We start from the raw sequence: 18000 nt of genomic DNA, 5'->3' as shown, positions 1-18000 counted from the left end.
ATGGATGACTATAAAACGGCTGCAGAGTTTAGCTTGTAGCCAACCCCCCAAACTGTTTGAATAATTTGCGGCTCTGCACAGTTTTCTTCTAATTTATTACGTAAACGATTTATATGAGAGTTTACCGTGTGCTCATAACCACTATGATTATAGCCCCAAACACCATCAAGTAATTGAGCGCGAGAAAATACCTGGTCAGGGTTTTTACACAAATAATCAAGTAATTCAAATTCTGTAGAAGTTAAATTAATCGCATTGTCTTTATAAGTTACTTGATGATAACGCTGATCAACTAATAGTTTCCCTATGCAAGTACTATGCTTTTGTGCTACCTCATCTTTTTTGTTTTCTTTAGGAACACTTGTTTGGTTTCTTTGAGAGTAAGCTTGAGCTCGTCTTAATTGTGCCCGAACTCTTGCTTGTAATTCTCTAATACTAAAGGGTTTTGTCATGTAGTCATCAGCACCAAGTTCGAGCCCTAGCACTCGATCTGTTTCCGATGTTTTTGACGTTAGCATTATGATTGCCTGTAATGGTTTCTCTTGACGAATTTGTCGACAAATATCTAATCCATTGATGCCAGGAAGCATTACATCAAGCATAATTAGCTGGTAATTTTGCTTTAATGCCTGTTCAAGCCCTTGTTGTCCGTGACAACAAATATCACTATCAATATCTAACTCTGACAAATGCACTTGGATCAAGTTGGCAATATCATATTCATCTTCAACAATTAAAACGGTATCTTTCATATTACTGGCCAGTTAGTAGCGCAAGTTAATTTAACCTGATATAACTGGCCAAGTTCAACTTACTGTGTACGTGTGATAGTTAATTTAATCGCAGGGTTATCAAAACGATGCGCCTGAGTTAAAACTGAGCTAGATAATCCATCGTCTTGACTGACAACACCTGAGTGAATAGTAACGAAGTCAACATCATCTCTTGCTTCATCAAAACCAGTACCGCCATCTGCTGGGCCAGGGATGGTTCCCATCGCTTCACTATTAGCTTCAGTACCTGCATCATAAACATTTAAGTTCCATGATTTTACGTCATCAATTGCCATTGTAGATATATCTATACCAGTTAGACCCGTAAAAGCATCATTTGTATTCACTAACATTGTTGCAGCAGTGAAATAAATAGCATTTCTATCTGTTGTTGTGATTGCGACAGTGTCCGCTGAGCCAGGTATAATAACTCCTTCGCCTGATCCAGAAGCAAGTACACTTGAGTCTGCTATTAATTGACTGTTATCACCACTTTCGGCTAATTGCTCTAAAGCTATTGAAGACGCTTCACCTGCCATCCACATTTTACTGTCACCATGAAACATAACTGCAAGTGGTGAAAGTGGTTGCGCATAAGTTAAATTAGTTACAGTAACTGAATAACTATATTCATCTGGTGTAGCCGGTGTTTCAATAACGGGGGCTGTATCATTATTGTCGCTACCACAAGCTGATAAAACTAATAATAAGCTTGATGCAATTATTCGTTTACTTTTTTTCAAAGTATTGGCTCTGGCGCTATTGTTATTTAAAGAAAAGTTCAACATATTCTTCTCCTTATTGAACAGTAATAGTTAATTTAGCAACAGGGTTTAACCAACGGTGGATACTACTGTTTAAATCGCTTTTGCCGCCATCAGCCATCTCATCACCTAAGTTTCCGCGATGAATATGTATAGTTGTATTGCTCTCTGTATCAGTAACACCTGTCCCATTTGTGCCAGCATCGCCACCTGGTGCAGCTGGAATTCCTAATACTCCAGGAGCCGCGCCACCATTTACTAGTTCATTGTTGGCTTCAGTACCTGCATCATAAGCATTTAAGTTAATAGTGTAAGTACCAGCTTCAGTTGGAATTTTCCAACTATCTAAACCAACAAAACCATCATTTGAAGGTAAAATCATTGCTGCTAATGATAAATGCGTGTTAGTACTGTCATTTGTTAAAGTATAAGTAGTTGATAAACCAGGAGCCAAAAGACCTGCCGCAGGGTTTTCATTAGTATTAGCATCGATATTTGATAATAAGCTAACTAAGCCTGATATATCACCACCTTCAGCCATTGCTTGTAGCTCTGCAGTAGCAGTAGTACCAGACATGAAAATATGATTGTCACTTGAGTGAGCAGATGTAACGATGGGGGTGAAATGTAAGCCTTGCGTTAAATTAGTGACTGTAATTGATAAATCTTGTGCCATAACCGCAGAGCTCGAAAATGCGATTGCGCTCACGCTAAGTAAAGTAGTTAATTTTTTAGATGCTATTTTCATGGTTCCGTATACCTTCTCTTAATATTTATATTTATGGTTTATTTTTAAACTCAGGAGAAAGTATGCAGGAGAGTTGTTGTGGGAAGGTCACAAAGTTATCACGGTTTCATTACTTAATTATCACAAAGTTATCACAGCGCTATTGAAAGATAATCGGGACAATTACTTGCTTTACTTGCTGAGGATTAAAAGGCTTTTGTACGCAATTTTCAATGCCTAGTTCATTAATATGCATAAGGCTCTTATCGGTTAGTACTTTGCTCATTGCTATTATTTTAATATTACAGGTACTCGGCGTACTTTTTATTCTATTACACATCGAGAAGCCATCAATATTAGTCATCATTAAATCTAGCATTATTAAGTCAGGCTTGAATCGATGTAGTAAGTCGCCTGCATCAAAGCCATTATTTGCGCATATGATTGTTACGAAAGGTAGAGCGTTTTTTAGAGATTTAGCCAGCATATTTAAAAATTCTTCATTATCATCAATAATGAGAATTGTAAACGTAGTGTTAATATCTTTTGAATTCTTAGTTTTTGATAATAAAGGTAAAATATCATTTTTATCAAAACGTCGATGGCCGCCAAGTGTCGTTATAAAGGGTAAGCGCCCGATATTAGCCCAATGTCGTATAGTTGTTGGCACAACGTTTAATAATTCTGCCGCTTCAGAAGTTGTTAACAGGGATTTTTTTGTCATCTTCAAACCATACGTCATTGTAAGTTAATTCATTCTAACTCTCTGTTCAGCTTATATATTAACTTAGATCAATATAATGTGTTTTTATTTCATTTGTTGTAAAATATGGTGTGTTTTGTCGTTTTTGTCGTTTTACACGGATGAAGTAAATTAGTGTAAATAAATATACTTATACAACGAGAAGTCAAATGAATAAGAGAAATAAATCAATAATTAATGAAGAAGTTAATTTTCAGCAGGACGATGAGTTAGTTTCAACAACCGACAAAAGTGGTGTCATTACTTACGCAAACCCTGCTTTTTGTCGAATTTCTGGTTTTTCTCTTGAGGAGCTAGTAGGACAAAACCATAATATTGTTAGGCACCCTGATATGCCTGCCGTAGCATTTAAAGATTTATGGAAAAAGTTAGCGGCTGGTTTACCTTGGCGTGGTGCAGTAAAAAACTGTTGTAAGGATGGTCGTTACTATTGGGTTGATGCTTTTATAACGCCAATTTTTGAACAAGGTAGCCTTGTTGGTTATCAGTCTGTTCGAACAAAACTCAATGAAGAAACTAAGCTCAATGCAATTAAAGCTTATCAAGCCGTTAATAGCGGTAAATCACTGAACAAATGGTATGAAAATACTCTAATTAAAAACTTAGCCTACTGGGGAAGCAGCTTTGCAATTATATGCAGTGCATTATATTACCCATACACGATGTTTTTACTTCCTTTTATTCCCTTTTTTATATACAAAAACGAACTGATTAGTGTACCTCAATATTTTAGTAGGTTAACGCAAGAGTATGACAGCCTTTCTCGTGCTATATATTCAGGAAATAAACCACAAGGTATTGCTGATTTTCATTTCAAAATATCGGATGGAAAAATAAAAACAATTTTAGGGCGTATTTTTGATAGTAGTAAAATATTAACGTCAGGTGCTGTTAATTTATCTGAAGCTGCGAAAAAGGCGAAAGAAGGCACTGAAAAAGAAACTCATGAACTTCATCAAGTTTCAACTGCAGTAGAAGAAATGGTGGTCACTATTGAAGAAGTTGCTAAAAGTACAACATTCACCTCGCAAAAAGTTAATCAGGCACATAACGACTGTGAAACAGCTACTCATGCAATGCAGCATACGATGGATCAAGTTAACTTACTTGCCCAAGAAGTTGCTGAATCTGCTTCATCAGCCTCTGAACTCGCGAGCGAAGCAGAAAAAATTGGGAGTATTATGAATGAAATTCAAGGTATTGCCGATCAAACTAATTTATTAGCGTTAAATGCTGCCATCGAAGCAGCAAGAGCTGGTGAGCACGGTCGAGGCTTTTCTGTTGTTGCAGATGAAGTACGAGCTTTATCTAGTAGAACACATGCCGCAACAGAGCAGATACAAACATCTATTTCAGAAATTCAAAATACATTACTAATATGGTCCAAAACAATGGCCAAAGGCAAAGACTCTGCTGATGAATGTGTTGATAAAGCATCAGGAGCACGTGATGTGGTCAATAAGGTGTATGCACTACTTACCGATATATCTGATCTTACACTTCAAATATCAAGCGCATCAGAAGAGCAAAGTATGGTGTCACAAGAGATAAGCCGAAATATTATTAATATTAGTGATGCGTCTCAAGAAAACCTACAACAGGTTAATACCGTTGAATATGAAACAGACGAAATTCGTAGCCGTGCCGATGCGCTTGGTTCATTAGGGAAAGCGTTTACGAATTCGAACAGATAAGGTAATGATGAAATACGTAGAACTTCTTATGTCACTAACGGATAATGCTTTGCTTAATGATGCCTTAAATGTTGGTGATATGACACCACTAGTTGAAGATGGTTTTTATTCTTTAGCATCATTATTATCGATTGATAGCGCCGCCTTATGGTTGTTGAGTGAAGATAATAAAAGTTATAAATGTGAAGCTAATCTTTTTGATAGTAACCTTAGTGTAATAGCACCTAAATTAGTTAATAAAATAGATGATCCAGAGTTTTTCCGATTTTTAATGAGTACCTCTGAAGTTCTCATTGATAATGAGAATAGTCATACCTCTCTTGATCTGAATATAAATAAGATGGCACTGATTTTTAATGTCACTTCTATTTTGTTAATTCCCATTCACATCAAAGGAATAAATAAAGGTTTTATTTATTTAGGAGATAGTAAAAAGGCTATTCAATGGAGCACTGAAACTCTTTTTGTTTGTAAAATTTTAGTACAATTATTTAGCCGAGCGGTAATGGCTATAGATAAAAAAGTAGTAGAAAAGGAGTTATTACAGCAATATCAATTAATGAAGGAAATAGAGTCACTTGCTAAAGTCGGTGGTTGGGATTATGAAATATCTACAGGTAAAATTCATTGGACCGCAGAAACGTTTCGTATCCATGGGCTATCTGTTAACCATAATCTTGGTTTGAGTGAGTGTATTAATTTTTATAATGTCGAGGCTCAAAAATTAATAGAACAAAGCTTTAATTTAGCGGTGTCACAATTAAAACCTTATGTATTAGAGTTACCTTTTATTGATGGAAAAGGTCGCCATAAATGGGTAAGAACAACAGGTCAAATAAGAAATAACTCACAAGGTATTGCGACACATATTTATGGCGCATTTGAAGATATTACGGAACAAAAACGATTACTTAACACGCAAAAATCAACAAGCCAAAACCTAAAAACTATCGTTGATAACTTAAATGACAGTATTGTCACTATTTCTAGTCAAGGGATTATTCGCTCTGCGAACCGAATAGTTGAAAAAACTTTTGGGTACACGCCTGAAGAATTAATAGGTAAAAATGTCTCAATGTTAATGCCTGAGCCATTTGCTTCTCGTCACGACAAATATATGAGTAATTATTTGGAAACAGGAGATGCAAAAATTATTGGTATTGGTAGAGAGCTACCAGCAATGAAAAAAGATGGTAGCACCTTTCCTATGGAGTTATCTATATCAGAAATATTAAATGCAGAAGAAAAGTTATTTATTGGTATTGTTCGAGATATCACTGAAAGAAAAAAAGCCGAAAAGGAGATTCATAAACTGGCCTATTACGATGAATCGACTGGAGTGTTGAATCGTTATTCTTTTGAACAAGCACTAGAGAAAAAGTTCGCTAAAACCTTATCAATGAATGAGAATTTAACTGTGTTCTTAGTAAACATAGATAAGTTTTCGCAAATTAATTTAGCTTATGGTGAGAAGATCGGTGATAAAGTTCTTAATGAAACGGCAGCAAGGTTAGCTGAGAGTTTAGCTAATGTTGGTGCTTTATATCGAAGTGGCGCAGATAGTTTTTATATTATTTTAAGCGCGAATGAACATGTTAGTAGTGATAATTCATCAATTCATTCCAATAAAATGTTAGCTGATTCCTTATTAGAAAGCGTTAGACAACCCATTATCATTAAAAAGCATTTAATCAATGTTCAAGCAAGTATTGGTATATTAAATACACCTACCGCAGAAATGAATTATATTGATATCAAACCTTTATTAGAGTTAGCCGTTTCTAATGCTAAAAATAATGGTGGGAATAGTTATGTGTTTTCAAATAAAAATGAAACACTTATTTTAAAACGATACTCTGAATTATCACTCGCGATGAAAAGTAAAAGTTTTGTCGACGAACTTGATCTGGCATTACAACCTCAATATTCAATAGCGGGAGATATTGTTGGAACCGAAGCTTTAGTAAGGTGGCGCTCACCAACATTAGGTTTTATCTCTCCAGCAGAGTTCATACCATTAGCTGAACAAAATGGCGCAATTATCAAACTGGGTGATTGGGTAATTGAAAAAGTGTGTATGTTAATAGCGCAAAGACAAAAGTTTTCAGCGGAAGTGACTCCAGTTTCTATTAATCTCAGTGCCAAACAAATTGCTCAGCCCAACTTTAATCATAACTTGTTAGTTAAACTTGATAAGTACCAAATACCTTATTCAATGGTGATTTTAGAATTGACGGAAAGCGCGCTGATTGCAGACTTTGATCTTGTCATTAGTAAAATGCAGTCATTAAAAGAAAAGGGAATTAATTTCTCGTTAGATGATTTTGGGACAGGTTATTCAAGCCTAAGTTATATTAATCATTTACCTATATCAGAACTAAAAATTGATAAATCTTTTGTTGATAATATTATTAATGTTATTGATGAAGTTCCCATCATTAATAGTATTATTCATATGGCTAAGGCATTAAGTCTTATGGTAGTTGCGGAAGGGGTGGAAACAAAAGAACAACTTGAGTATTTATCTGAGCGTGGCTGTAACATAATACAAGGGTATTATTTTTCTAAGCCCTTAACGCCTGAACAATGGCTTAAAAACTGGCTCTAAAATATTTTATTGATCAGTATTTGAAAAGATAATTTACAAGTTTCAAATTAGTTGTTTTTTTCAAGCCATTGCTTAGGTGAAATCCCTAACTTTTTCCTAAAGACCCTTGCTAATGCCGAGCCATTTTCATAACCAACGGCATTAGCCACTATTGCTACAGGTTTATTTTGTTTTAATAATACTTTGGCGACATTAATGCGCCAATCAATTAAGTAATTTCCTGGACTTTGACCAACAGTACGTTTAAAAATATCTGCAAATTTTGAGCGTGACATTAATGCCAAATCTGCCAGTTCCTCTAACCCCCATTGTTTTTCAGGTGTTGCGTGTATAGCTAATAAAGCAGTTGATATATGAGGGTGAGCTAACCCTGCTAGTAAACCGTGTTGAATAATATTATTGTCGAGCACATGTCGAAGTATGTGAATAAGAAATATATTGGTTAATGACTCAATCATCGGTAGCCGCCCACATCGCTCTTGAAATGCTTCCTCGAATAACCATTGTGCCGTTTGGTTTAGCTTTTCACCGTCGTTAAGCTTAAATATTAATAACGATGGTAAGGCGTCTGCAATAGGGTTAGATGTATTCTCGTTATAAATAATATTGGCGCAAACGAGTTCAGGAGGATTTTCTTCACTGGCAATAATACGATGTGCATGAGGTGTGGGGATATATAGTACGGAGGGCTCATTAATGAACAATGATTTTCCATGTTCATCGATCAATGTTAACGCACCGCCCCGAAGTAAATGTAAATGACCTTGGTTTGGTGACTTGTTGAAGCTACTAATGCCACATAAATTGCCAGTAAAAAATACTGAGGTATTCATCGAAAAGCGTTGCAAGATAACTGATAGTTGATCCATTTTATTCTCTTTTAACTGTTTTGGACGATTGGGTTCAAAGTTTAGACTATGTCATTCCTTTAAGTTGATTGAAAGGACTATATTATTAACCAAGGAACAGATCCTTATTAATAGCTAACCTTAAATATTATATATCGGAGCAACAAAATGAAACTTTCAACAATCATCAAATCAACTTTTGCCAGTTCAGCTTTATTACTAAGTAGCTTAAGTTTTTCCGCAAATATTGAAGTAAATGTAAACGACAATGATATTGCGATTAAAGGCTATGACGCCGTTTCATATTTTACAAAAAGCTCTCCAACGAAGGGATCTAATAAATATACAGCCGCGTATAACGGTGCAATCTATCAATTTTCAACCGCTGATAATCGTGACTTATTTCAATCAGAGCCAGCTAAATATGCACCACAATATGGTGGTTACTGTGCGATGGGAGTCGCGATGAACAAAAAGTTTGATACAGACCCAACTGCTTGGCACATTCGTGAAGGTAAACTGTATTTAAATCTAAATAAAGATATACAAAAACAATGGGTGACTGATATTCCTGGTTATATCGATACCGCTCAAACGAATTGGTCTGGTATTAAAGGATTAACTGAAGAACAAATTGAAAAAGTATTTGATTAGTACTTAACCTGAACTCGGTTTAAGGTGTTTTTGTTAAGCCGAGTTTACTTATTGATAAGAAGAATTAAAGATGAAAAAGCTAACATTAACCGACTCGATTGATGAATTATTGCGAGAGAATGAATATTCATTACTTTATTTTACTGCGTCGTGGTGCGGTCCTTGTAAATCCATGTCTCCTATTGTTGAAAGAGTGTCTGGATTGATGAGTGATCGATTTAGCACGATTAAAATTGATGTTGATACTGTAGCACAAGTTGCTTCAGATTACGGTATACGTAGTGTACCAACATTAATGCTAGTGAAGGACGATGTAATTATTGATCAACGTGTTGGTGGTTTACCGCCACAACAATTAATGCAATGGTTAGAGCGGCTTACTTAATTATTATTTTATATCATTTAAAGCTTAGTTCAGGCATTAATAAATAATGAGTAAGTCTAGCTGTCGCCACTATATTTTACTGCTATTAAGGCACTATCCTTAACGAACTATTATTAATAAAGTAACAGTAAAAGTTGGCTATGCTAGTGGTTGTATTATTTATGATTATTTATATGTTTAAGTGTGCTTTTTTTGTTACGAATTAACTTAAGGTCGTGTCGATAACATCAATACCATTTATTAATAATTCTGATATGGTAGCTGGTGCTTAACAATTAACATTAGTTGACTGATAAGGTGAGGTTAAGCCTTTGTTATCATTTTCACGTTAGCTTTTGAATCGTATTTTTGTATGTGAAACTAATTATTAACTGAGGATGTAGTAGATGAGAAAAAAAGTAGAATTTCCTAGTCAAGGCCAATCCTTGGCTGGCTTATTAGAAACGCCAGATCAAGCAATACGTGCCTATGTTTTGTTTGCTCATTGTTTTACGTGCGGTAAAGATGTCGCAGCGGCTTCAAGAATTAGTCGCTTTTTAGTACAGCATGGTTTTGCTGTGTTTAGGTTTGACTTTACGGGGTTAGGAAACAGTGATGGTGATTTTGCGAACACTAATTTTTCCTCTAATACGGAAGATTTACTTTCGGCTGCAAAATTTTTAGAGCAACATTATGAAGCGCCACAATTATTAATAGGGCATAGTCTTGGCGGAGCGGCTGTATTAGCTATGGCTGACCAACTTCCAAACGTAAAAGCTGTTGTGACCATTGGTGCTCCGTATGAAGCAAGTCATGTAATACACAACTTTGATGCACATATTGAAACAATAGAGAATGACGGGCAAGCAAAAGTAAGCTTGGGAAAACGAGAGTTTACCATTAAAAAGCAATTTTTAGATGACTTACGTAATCAAACAACGGCTCATATTCAACACCTAAACAAGGCTTTACTCGTATTACATTCACCTATTGATTCAACTGTCGATATTGCTGATGCGGAAAAAATTTATAAAGCGGCTAAACATCCTAAAAGCTTTGTTAGCTTGGATACCGCTGATCACCTTTTATCCAAATCAATAGACAGTGAATATGTAGCACAAACTATTTCGGGGTGGGCAAGTCGTTATATACCTATGCCGAAAACGACAAGTCAAAGTGTTAGCAAAGGGCATGTATTAGTTGCCGAGCTTGATCATAAATTCCAGTTAGATATTTCTACTGATCATCACCATTGGTATGCCGATGAACCAACAGAGCAAGGTGGTAAAAATTCAGGCCCTGATCCTTATGAACATTTACTTGCTGCCTTGGGGGCTTGTACCGCGATGACTATTCGCATGTATGCTGATCATAAAAAGATACCACTCGAGCATGTAGAGGTCTCTTTATCTCATGTACGTGATTCTTTAAAAAGAGAGGATGGTACTGCTGCTGGGCATGATGAAAAGGTGGAAGCACTAATCCGTAAGGTACAATTATTAGGTCCACTAAGTGAGGAAGAAAAAGAAAGGCTTATGGAAATAGCTAACCGATGCCCGGTACATAGAACATTACACAACAATCCCCAAGTATTGACTACTTTGGTGGAGTAACTGCTTATCTGAATTGTTGTAGACTAGTATTTGGTCTACAACTTTATTAGTTTAAGTGCCAGTTAACGTTTCCAGTTAAGCTAATTATTTCAGATCATTCAGGTTGTTAAGTTCATTTGTAAAAGTAATTGTTCGCAGTCTATTTATTGTTTCGCATTAGCAACACTAACGTTTAATTCAAAGCTAATGTTGCCAAAATTAGCGTTGTTTATCTATTCTGACAGTACTGTTTTCTAAATAAATCATTCTCACTTTATCTGAAGAATGAAATGTCATTTGTGGATCTACATCTTGTATCACCATAAACTTTTCACCATTGTCAATTTCTATCATTAATTCAACCAAGCGAACAATAACTTTTTTAGGCTGGTTATGATGATTATTGGCAGTGGAACCACCAATAATGGCGCCTAATATTGTGGCTACATCTTTACCACTACCACCGCCAAATTGATGACCAATAGCACCACCTATTAGCGCACCACCAAAGGTATGCCAACCATTCCTTTTATCTTGAACAAGTGTTTCATTTGTAATGTTACGTACTGATATTACGGTGCCAAATAAAACTTTCTCAACAGGTACCGCTTTATTTCTATCGTAGTTGGCATAGCTATCATTGCTAAATAAAAATATGATAAATAAAGCCAATATTTTAAGACTTGTTAATTTCATGATATTATTTGCCTTCTATTTATTGAATTACCAGCTTACAAACTCTTTTTCTTTCGTTTTACGGATTTCTGTTTCGTCGGCCCATTCTACTAAGCCGCTTTTTAAATCCATCAGGCGCATAGTAAATTTATAATACACATCAGACTTATCTTTATTTGATTTCACAATACTGGCTAAATTTCCGTATAACATATATTGTGCGCCGACTTGCTGGCCAAAAGCGATAGCTTTACTAGCATCAACCATACCACTACTTTGTTGAAATTCAAGTTGCTCACGTACCGCAGCAACACGCCCCATATCAACAAAACGGAATTTACCTGAGCGTAATAGTTTGGTAGAAATAGAATCAGTAATTGATTCGGTGTCTATATGCTCGCTGGTTTTATTTTTGATGCTTTCTACAAAAATAATTGGGCGAGTATTGGCCGTTAATGTGCCAACAACGGGTGATAGTAATAAAGAGTCAGTCATTTGGCTGGCAACTTTCTGTAAATCAGTTGAGCCAAAGTTAATATCGGTAGTTTCTACCGCTGTGGCATCACCATATCGAACGACTGATTTATTGGTACAGCCACCTAGTGCTGCTATGGCAATACATAAGCTTGTTGCTAATACTATTTTATTCATTATTTTTTCCTTAATAACTTGTGCTGTTAATTAAAACTTAAAAAACTTTTCGGGTACTTCACGGACATAAATGCTAAAGGTCGACGCCTTGTTTGATGGCGCTAAGCCTGTGGCAGTTGCTGTTTGCATACCGTGTAATTCAAGCGCTTTCCATGGACTTTTTCCTACTTCAATAGCAAAACCGTCTTGATCAAACCATTGAAATTGATACTGTAATTGTAATGATTTTTTATAAGTGCTCGTTAAAATTGCGTTGACCTCTAATAAACCATTATTAGTGCGTGACTTGATATCGCTAATATATAGTTTTGAAGCAAGTTGTTTGTTGTCTATTTGTAAGTGTTCACTAAACGCTTGCTCTGGTGCTATTTGATTACTGCCAACACCTGAAGTAACCGGTGCTATGTTTTGACAAGCACTGAGCAAAAAAGTGCCCACTATTAAGGCTAAAATGGTGCGAGATTTATGGTTCATAAGTAAACTCCTAAGTTAGGTCTATTTTAGCATTATAAGTTACAATTTATATGCTAAAGATTATAGGTTTGATATTGATGAAAAGCACCTATAGCGGTTAATTTTATTAATGTAATTCTATTGGGATTAACTGATATCTCAACGGATTGGTTGACCCCATTTAAATTAAGCGAAATATTATGCTCACCTACCGGAAAGTCTAAGCGCATTATATGAATGCTATCAGGTAGAGTACTCCAACTTCGCGTATCCGCTTTTTCTGTTGCAAGGTTATAAATACTAGCAAAAAAGTTTCCAAGCTCTCCATTCTTTCGTGATAGTTGCTGCCTAAGTTCTTCTTTGGCAACTACTCGAACTATTTGTCTGGTGACCATTGCGGGTAAATCATCTTTTAATTGCCTTGCTGCTAAAGATTGTAATCGTACTATTTCTTCTGATTGATAGCGTTTACCTTGGTACTGTAAGCTTAATGGTGAATAACTCGTTAAATAATTCTGGTAGCTAGGTAAAGCGACACTGTAAAAGCGCGTTTGATTGTAACGAGTAAAAATAGGTAAGTTTAGTGCTATTTCTTGTTTTGCTGCTACTATGCCATTTTCTGTAATTACAATAACTTGCCCATTGTTTTTTTTATCTAATTTGTTGTTTTTATTAATGATGGTGTCAGGTAACGTTGTTTTTAATAAACTTATATCAGCACTCATAGATAAGTTATTTGCTAATCGCCAAACATCTTGCTGTATATAGCTATTGTTAGGATAGATTTCCAAAGCTTTTTTGTAATCAATGTATGCATCATTGCTTTGGCCTGCAGCTTCATAAAGTAAGGCTGATAAATAAAAAGTGTAAGCATTTTGAAAACCATTTTTAACATTACCAATAGCATTATTCATGGTTGGATATTTACTGTCGAGTTCGTTAATACTTAAACCTTGCGCTGACATTTGCTCTTGATTTTTTAAAATACTGTCAGCGTTACTCTTCAGTGCTTGCTCTTGTACTAAGTTAGCACGACGAACCTCTACCAGAGCACCGGATAAATCTTTTTGGGCTAAGTAATTAAGTGCTTGATAGGTATGTAGCATACTTTGCTCATAGAATGGAATATCATAACGAGTAGCGTTGTCATTACTCATTATTGCCGCAACATTTTCAACACCTCTACTAAGTTCAACTTTTGCAGAAAGCTGAGCTTGTTGAATGAGCTGGTATACTTGCTCGAAGTCTACCTTGCTCTGTTTAACATCTGCTGCTAAAAAAGCTAGGCGAGCTTTTTCCAGTAAATGCAAATTGTAGCTACTATCGCCTATTTTACGTGTAGGTATCAAGTTAATAGCTTGTTGAAAATCACCTTGTTGTTGCGCTTGTTTTACTTCTCGCATTTGCTGATTATAATTACTGAATAAGTCATTAAATGCACTAGTGCTACAAGCACTTAGTAGTAGTGATAGAAGTATGAATATGATGATTTTTATAAAGGTTACTTTCATACGGTTAACTTATTTTTATCCTAGATCGTGAGCTACTTAGACATAAAGTACTATTTATTAGTTCGACCTAGTTTACTCCTGACTGGTATTATATAGAAAATAAAGCTGAATAATTACCTAAAAAATTACTTTAACGCGAACTATGGAGCAATACGCATATTATTCAGTATTCATAAAATTATACTTTCCTGATATTGGTTAGTTCTATCTAGAGTTTGCTTTATCGGTTAATGAGTAAACTCATTTACAGGTTAATACATGGTTTATTGATTTTAGTCATCAAAGTCACGTTCCTTGTTAGACAAATATTGACTTGCTTCAGCGTTGAATTAGAATTTGATAAAAACGAATACACGAATAAAATTTCACTTACTCGATATACATTTAAGGTGTTTATACCTATGTCAGAAGAACTCAATAATTTAAAACAATCACAACAAAATAAAATTCGTTTTAATTGGCAAGATCCGCTGCTGCTAGAGTCATTATTAACTGAAGAAGAGCGTATGATACGTGATAGTGCTCATCAGTACTGCCAAGAAAAGTTAATGCCACGTATTTTATTAGCGAATCGGCACGAACGTTTTGATATTGGCATTATGAAAGAGCTTGGTGAATTAGGTTTACTCGGGGCAACTATCGATGAAAAGTATGGTTGTGCCGGGGTTAACTATGTAACTTACGGCTTAATTGCCCGAGAAATAGAGCGAGTAGATAGTGGTTATCGTAGTGCAATGAGTGTGCAATCATCATTAGTGATGCATCCAATACATGCTTATGGTAGTGAAGAGCAAAAAATGAAATTTCTTCCTAAACTGGCGAGTGGTGAAGCGATTGGTTGTTTTGGTTTAACTGAGCCTAATTCAGGTTCGGATCCTGCAAGTATGGCAACTAAAGCGATTGAGGTTGATGGTGGTTATCAACTTAACGGAAGTAAAATGTGGATCACTAATTCACCTGTTGCGGATATATTTATTGTTTGGGCTAAATTAAATGGTGTGATTAAAGGGTTTATTCTTGAAAAGGGAATGGTTGGTTTAAGCGCCCCAAAAATAGAAGGAAAATTCTCATTACGTGCGTCAATCACCGGTGAAATAGTGATGGAGGATGTTTTTGTGCCAAAGGAAAATATGCTTCCTAAGGCTGAAGGGCTGTCAGGTCCATTTGGTTGTTTAAATAAGGCTCGATATGGCATTGCATGGGGGGCATTAGGTGCTGCAGAGTTTTGCTGGCATGGAGCTCGCCAATACACCCTCGATCGTGAACAATTTGGTAAACCGTTAGCTGCAACACAGCTTGTTCAGAAAAAATTAGCGGATATGCAAACAGATATTAGTGCAGGGTTATTAGCTTGTTTACAAGCAGGACGACTAATGGATTCAGGGCAATTAGCCCCTGAAGCTATCTCTTTAATTAAGCGTAATTCATGTGGTAAAGCATTAGATATTGCTAGGACAGCTAGAGATATGCATGGTGGTAATGGTATTAGCGATGAATTTCATATTATTCGTCATGTGATGAACTTAGAAGCGGTAAATACTTATGAAGGTACACATGATGTTCATGCACTTATTTTAGGTCGAGCTCAAACTGGTATTCAGGCGTTTTTTTAAGATTAAGCAAGTCATACTAATTAAAAATTTTTAGTGTAGAATAGTAGAAATATTATTGTAATTATATTTCTACTTACTTGCACTTTGAGACAGCATAAAGATGACCACACTTAGAAAACAAAATGAATCGAATTTGGTGTATGCTTTTAAGCGATTATTAAAAGGACAATGCTATGGTTCGCAAGGACAATTAGCTGAAGCGTTAGCTGAGCAGGGCTTTGAAAATATGTCTCAAGCTAAGATATCTCGCTTGTTATCTAAGTTAGGTGCAGTAAAAACACGTAATGCTAAAAATGAAATGATTTATATTTTACCTGATGAATTAGCTGTGCCAAAGTCGAAGCACTCTATTGAATCAGTAGTACTAAGTGTTAAACATAATGGTATGCAAATTATATTAAAAACAGGTATTGGCGGCGCACCTTTAATTTCCAGAATGCTTGACAGCATGGGTGAATCCGCGGGAATTTTAGGAACACTTGCAGGTGATGACACTATTTTTATTGCACCGGTAGAAGCGGAAAGAATAGAAGAAATATCACAATCGATTCGTACTTTACTTGGGGTTAATGCCAGTTAATATAAAGTGATAAAATTTAAAATTCATGATGGCTATCAATTTATAAACTCTTAATCGGCCAATTAACCTAACTCTAAATCTACTTAAATAGATTGCAATAAAGCCCAGAATAGCTCGTTTTTTTACCCTTTAAATAAAATAATAGCGAGTTATTCTCCTGTCATAATCAGCACTACTCTAGTAAGTTAACATCGTTTTAATTATCAGTTGAGTTATCATTGTTAATTAAACTAAGTTGATCAAAGTTATTATTTTATCCATACTCATATTCTCTGATTAATTATTTTTCAGGTTATCAATAAAGATGAAATATATATTTTATACTTTTTTAGTTTTCTTACCTATGGTGTTATGGGCGGAGCCCGTGATTCCGAAAAAAAATACTGTAATTGATTTAAAATTACCTGCTACCTCTAACCATGCTGCATATGCCAAAGAACTTTTAACACAAGCGTATGCATTAATAGATTATGAAATCAATTGGGTAAACTTCACTAGCTCACAGGAGTTAGAGCTTGTTAATAGTGGTCGATTAGCTGCAGCTATTGCAAGAAGTTCTATCATTGAAGGTCAATTCCCTAGACTGGTCAGAGTCCCCTATGAATTATTTGATTTTTCCCTACTTAAAGTGAGCGATAGGCGTCGCTGTGGTTATTGTTTAAATGAAGATATAAAGTCTATTGTTTATCCTAAAGGAGCTGTTTTATCCGTAAATTATGCAGAATCCTTACGTGATGATGTAGAAAAGTTAGGGCTGAATACCTCTAATTACCTGAATGAGATGATTTTAAAAAGACGAGCAGATTCTGTTTTAATCATGGATTTTTTATTATCTCCTGAAGTGTATGATAACCCACACTTTATTGTAGAGACAATTATGCATAAATATGATTATCACTACCTATCACCAAAATATAAACACTTAGCAAAACCACTTCTTGCCGCTTTTAAAACATTAGATGCCAATGGGACTGTGGCTAAATTACAACAAAAGTATAATATTAATTCTGTTTATCATTTAAGTGCACCACCTAAAGAGGTAAGTTTCATTTCAGGGACTTGGGATGATTATAGTAATGCTGATAGCAGTGGTATCTATTGGGATATTATTGAAAAGGTATTTAAGGATGACTTTACGCTGACTAAAAGTACCTCAATATGGGCTAGGGCCGTTCATTCTTTCGAGCAAGAGCAAGTTGATGTATTGATCGGTGCATATAAAACAGATGTGTCAGTTGACGCTCTTTTTTCTTCATTTCACCTTGATTATGAATATCCTCTTTATGCCTTTGCTCGTAATAACAATACGTTAGAGCGGATTAAACAAAAAGATACTACCTTGACTGCTTGTGTCGACTCAGGAAGCTCTTTGCATAAACATATTGCGTTTATTGCGACAGATAATATTGTTGAGACATCATTTATACAATGCGAAACGTTATTAAAAAATAACAAAATAGATATTTTGATTGAGTATGATTATAACTTGGAGCCATCTACACAGGCTTTACCTAAGATGGTGTTAATAGAAAGCTCTCCTTTATTTCTAGTTTTTCATAACACAGAGAAAGGTCGATTTTTAAAATATTATTTCGATAAAAATATAGCAGAGTTAGCTAGAAATGGGGTTTTAAGAGAGCTTTTTCCTGATCTGAGTTCTTTTAATAGGGCTCATATTCGTCCTTGAATTAACTGTTTGAAGTGATGATTATGTTCGTGATTAAGATATT

General features: G+C 35.4%; 17 protein-coding genes. 8 read left to right on the top strand and 9 right to left on the bottom strand.

The features are described 5' to 3' along the window. Nucleotides 1-8 precede the first annotated feature (8 nt). The 4 genes from Q4496_RS07120 to Q4496_RS07105 all read right to left on the bottom strand — a co-directional run bounded on the left by Q4496_RS07120 (nt 9) and on the right by Q4496_RS07105 (nt 2988). Entirely contained in the window at nt 9-752 is a 744-nt protein-coding gene (locus Q4496_RS07120; RefSeq protein WP_215973260.1) for a response regulator transcription factor, read from the bottom strand. A gap of 59 nt (nt 753-811) precedes the next feature. Then, the gene (locus Q4496_RS07115) at nt 812-1561 is read right to left on the bottom strand and encodes a spondin domain-containing protein (RefSeq protein ID WP_215973259.1); all 750 of its coding nucleotides are present in this window, start codon (nt 1559-1561) and stop codon (nt 812-814) included. Between the two features lie 10 nt (nt 1562-1571). Then, nucleotides 1572-2285 (bottom strand): spondin domain-containing protein, encoded by a 714-nt coding sequence (locus Q4496_RS07110; protein ID WP_215973258.1) that lies wholly within the window; start codon nt 2283-2285, stop codon nt 1572-1574. 139 nt (nt 2286-2424) lie between these two features. Beyond that, nucleotides 2425-2988 carry a response regulator gene (locus Q4496_RS07105; RefSeq protein WP_215973257.1) on the bottom strand — a complete coding sequence of 188 codons (564 nt, stop codon included), beginning with the start codon at nt 2986-2988 and terminating at the stop codon, nt 2425-2427. Between the two features lie 188 nt (nt 2989-3176). Here Q4496_RS07105 and Q4496_RS07100 point away from each other — a divergent pair, with 188 nt between their 5' ends. Next, the gene (locus Q4496_RS07100; protein WP_215973256.1) at nt 3177-4721 is read left to right on the top strand and encodes a PAS domain-containing methyl-accepting chemotaxis protein; all 1545 of its coding nucleotides are present in this window, start codon (nt 3177-3179) and stop codon (nt 4719-4721) included. A gap of 4 nt (nt 4722-4725) precedes the next feature. Beyond that, nucleotides 4726-7329, top strand: a complete 2604-nt coding sequence (locus tag Q4496_RS07095) for a GGDEF domain-containing phosphodiesterase (protein ID WP_303610139.1) — start codon at nt 4726-4728, stop codon at nt 7327-7329. Between the two features lie 47 nt (nt 7330-7376). On the opposite strand, the gene Q4496_RS07090 is transcribed toward Q4496_RS07095, so the two are convergent. Further along, nucleotides 7377-8198, bottom strand: coding sequence for an AraC family transcriptional regulator (locus Q4496_RS07090; RefSeq protein ID WP_215973254.1), 822 nt, complete (start codon nt 8196-8198; stop codon nt 7377-7379). A gap of 147 nt (nt 8199-8345) precedes the next feature. Here Q4496_RS07090 and Q4496_RS07085 point away from each other — a divergent pair, with 147 nt between their 5' ends. The 3 genes from Q4496_RS07085 to Q4496_RS07075 all read left to right on the top strand — a co-directional run bounded on the left by Q4496_RS07085 (nt 8346) and on the right by Q4496_RS07075 (nt 10808). Next, nucleotides 8346-8831 (top strand): YHS domain-containing (seleno)protein, encoded by a 486-nt coding sequence (locus Q4496_RS07085; RefSeq protein WP_215973253.1) that lies wholly within the window; start codon nt 8346-8348, stop codon nt 8829-8831. A gap of 70 nt (nt 8832-8901) precedes the next feature. Continuing rightward, nucleotides 8902-9216 carry a co-chaperone YbbN gene (locus tag Q4496_RS07080; protein ID WP_215973252.1) on the top strand — a complete coding sequence of 105 codons (315 nt, stop codon included), beginning with the start codon at nt 8902-8904 and terminating at the stop codon, nt 9214-9216. Nucleotides 9217-9602: 386 nt separating this feature from the next. Further along, nucleotides 9603-10808 (top strand): bifunctional alpha/beta hydrolase/OsmC family protein, encoded by a 1206-nt coding sequence (locus Q4496_RS07075; protein WP_215973251.1) that lies wholly within the window; start codon nt 9603-9605, stop codon nt 10806-10808. A gap of 198 nt (nt 10809-11006) precedes the next feature. On the opposite strand, the gene Q4496_RS07070 is transcribed toward Q4496_RS07075, so the two are convergent. The 4 genes from Q4496_RS07070 to Q4496_RS07055 are packed head-to-tail and all read right to left on the bottom strand — an operon-like array spanning nt 11007 to nt 14077. Continuing rightward, nucleotides 11007-11483, bottom strand: a complete 477-nt coding sequence (locus tag Q4496_RS07070; RefSeq protein ID WP_215973250.1) for a glycine zipper 2TM domain-containing protein — start codon at nt 11481-11483, stop codon at nt 11007-11009. A 27-nt stretch (nt 11484-11510) separates the two neighbouring features. Next, nucleotides 11511-12113 (bottom strand): penicillin-binding protein activator LpoB, encoded by a 603-nt coding sequence (gene lpoB / locus Q4496_RS07065; RefSeq protein WP_215973249.1) that lies wholly within the window; start codon nt 12111-12113, stop codon nt 11511-11513. 30 nt (nt 12114-12143) lie between these two features. Next, nucleotides 12144-12587, bottom strand: coding sequence for a YcfL family protein (locus Q4496_RS07060; RefSeq protein ID WP_303610138.1), 444 nt, complete (start codon nt 12585-12587; stop codon nt 12144-12146). Between the two features lie 53 nt (nt 12588-12640). Then, entirely contained in the window at nt 12641-14077 is a 1437-nt protein-coding gene (locus Q4496_RS07055) for a COG3014 family protein (RefSeq protein WP_303610137.1), read from the bottom strand. A 401-nt stretch (nt 14078-14478) separates the two neighbouring features. On the opposite strand from Q4496_RS07055, the gene Q4496_RS07050 reads away from it, so the two are divergent. From Q4496_RS07050 to Q4496_RS07040, 3 genes are all read left to right on the top strand, one after another. Continuing rightward, a complete protein-coding gene (locus Q4496_RS07050) occupies nt 14479-15690 on the top strand; it encodes an acyl-CoA dehydrogenase (RefSeq protein WP_303610136.1) in 1212 nt (403 codons plus the stop codon). Between the two features lie 100 nt (nt 15691-15790). Further along, nucleotides 15791-16270: a transcriptional regulator ArgR gene (gene argR, locus Q4496_RS07045; RefSeq protein ID WP_159818530.1), complete on the top strand. Its 480-nt coding sequence runs from the start codon at nt 15791-15793 to the stop codon at nt 16268-16270. A 364-nt stretch (nt 16271-16634) separates the two neighbouring features. Further along, nucleotides 16635-17957, top strand: coding sequence for a hypothetical protein (locus tag Q4496_RS07040; protein WP_303610135.1), 1323 nt, complete (start codon nt 16635-16637; stop codon nt 17955-17957). Nucleotides 17958-18000: the final 43 nt, after the last annotated feature.

This window comes from Colwellia sp. 5_MG-2023 (assembly GCF_030547795.1).
Classification (GTDB): Bacteria; Pseudomonadota; Gammaproteobacteria; order Enterobacterales; family Alteromonadaceae; genus Colwellia.
The sequence above is the reverse complement of the archived record's forward strand: the minus strand, read 5'-3'. Positions and strand labels throughout refer to the sequence as shown.